The 1,577-nt window shown below is 54.7% G+C and carries 2 protein-coding genes; both read left to right on the forward strand.

Going from position 1 to position 1,577, the window contains the following annotated elements; genetic code table 11:
• Positions 1–74: 74 nt before the first annotated feature.
• Positions 75–647 (forward strand): hypothetical protein, encoded by a 573-nt coding sequence (locus V6E02_RS12905; RefSeq protein WP_347309208.1) that lies wholly within the window; start codon positions 75–77, stop codon positions 645–647.
• Between the two features lie 9 nt (positions 648–656).
• A partial coding sequence (locus V6E02_RS12910) for a hypothetical protein (protein WP_347309210.1) occupies positions 657–1,577 on the forward strand: 921 nt, incomplete at its 3' end.

Raw genomic sequence — 1,577 nt, forward strand, 5'->3', positions numbered from 1 at the left:
GGGCTTCTCGTCACTTGCGCCTACATCGTGCGCCCGACAACGGAAACAAAACCCCACTGCAGGAGGCGGCGTAAATGGACGCCCTCCTAGGTTTCGCGGTCCTCACCGGCCCGCTGTGGCTGATTGTGCTGGCGCTGCTCCTTGGCATCGGCATCTCCGTGGCGCTCCCCAAACGCCTCAAACAAAAATCCGCCAAGTTCATGAGCGTGATCGGCGTCTTTTTGATTCTTTTTCTCCTGCTCTTTGGCGATGAGATCGCCGGTCGTATTTACCTCAGCCATCTCTGTGCCACCCAGGCCGGGGTGAAGGTGTACCAGACGGTGGAGTTGCCGAAGGAGTATTGGGATGAGGAGGGAATAGCAAAGTTTTATAGAAATTTTAATTCGCTGTTGGGAAAAAGTTATTCCAGAAAGTATAAGTCGGAAATCTATTCATCAATCTTTCATATCGACAAAGTTGGATTCGTGTATTCGAACAAAAACTCTGATCAAGTCTTGGGTGAGGAGATTGACTTCGGACATTGGGGCGGTTGGATCAGAAGAAATTTAACCACAGATCGATCAGCAAAGAGCTGTATCGATTATTCCGACCCTTCAAACAGGCTGGTTGATCGGATTTTCATACCAGAACATTCAAAGTCAAAATAAGGAGCGACCATGGCAACCATCACGGATTACTTTGCACAAGCGCAGCTTTCTATGGCGGCATACGCTACCTTACAAAGCGGTATGTCTGGCGAAGATTACCCAGGATACGTGACCGCCCTTGTATTTCGCGGGATGTCGGACGTGCAAGCAAAAGCCTTCGCCAATACTTATCTAGTAGTCGACCAATACACCGACCCCCTCAGCGGCTTCTCCGCCACCGTCTTCGCGGACAGTTCCGGCAACAAATATTTCGCCATCCGCGGCACCGAGACTAGCGTCTTCTCCGGCGCCATCGACTGGCTGACCAACGTCGCCGATGTCGGCGCGGAAGGCATTGCGATCCGTCAGGGCATCGCCCTGTTTAATTATCTCCAGCGCCTCTACGGTGCCCCCGGTCAGGCGGTGGTGCAATACACCTACGATCCCATCACTCGCACGATCGGTACGACTACAAGCTCAGCCAGCGGTTTGCTTTCTGGGCAGGTCACACCCCTGAGCGTTACCGGTCATTCCCTGGGCGGACACCTGGCCATGATCATGAGCCGCCTCGCCCCCGGTCTGGTCAGTGCGGTGTACACCTACAACGCCCCTGGTTTCGATACAACGCTAAGGACGAATCGCTTTCCGGTCACGAGCGAAGGCTTCTTCAGCCTGCTGCAAAACGCCCCAATTGGCCCGATTACCGGCCCGATCGGAAGTGCCTGGAATCCAGGAATCATGTCACATTTGGATGTAGCCGGTGACATCGTGCATACAATCGGCAACACACCCGGTGTTCCACAAATCATCTTCTCTGAGAACGCCAACGGGGGCCCTGTTGATGCCCATGACAAAGTACCGCTCACCGACGCCCTGGCCCTCTACAGCCTCTTCGCGCAGCTCGACCCCGCCCTCAACACTGCGGCCGACGGGCGCAGCCAAATCACCGCC

Origin of the sequence: Thiobacter sp. AK1 (assembly GCF_039822265.1) — a bacterium.
Classification (GTDB): Bacteria; Pseudomonadota; Gammaproteobacteria; order Burkholderiales; family Thiobacteraceae; genus Thiobacter; species Thiobacter aerophilum.

Excerpts from the sequence above, each read along its gene's own strand:
- V6E02_RS12905 (WP_347309208.1), top strand. The coding sequence starts at position 75 with ATGGACGCCCTCCTAGGTTTCGCGGTCCTCACCGGCCCGCTGTGGCTG.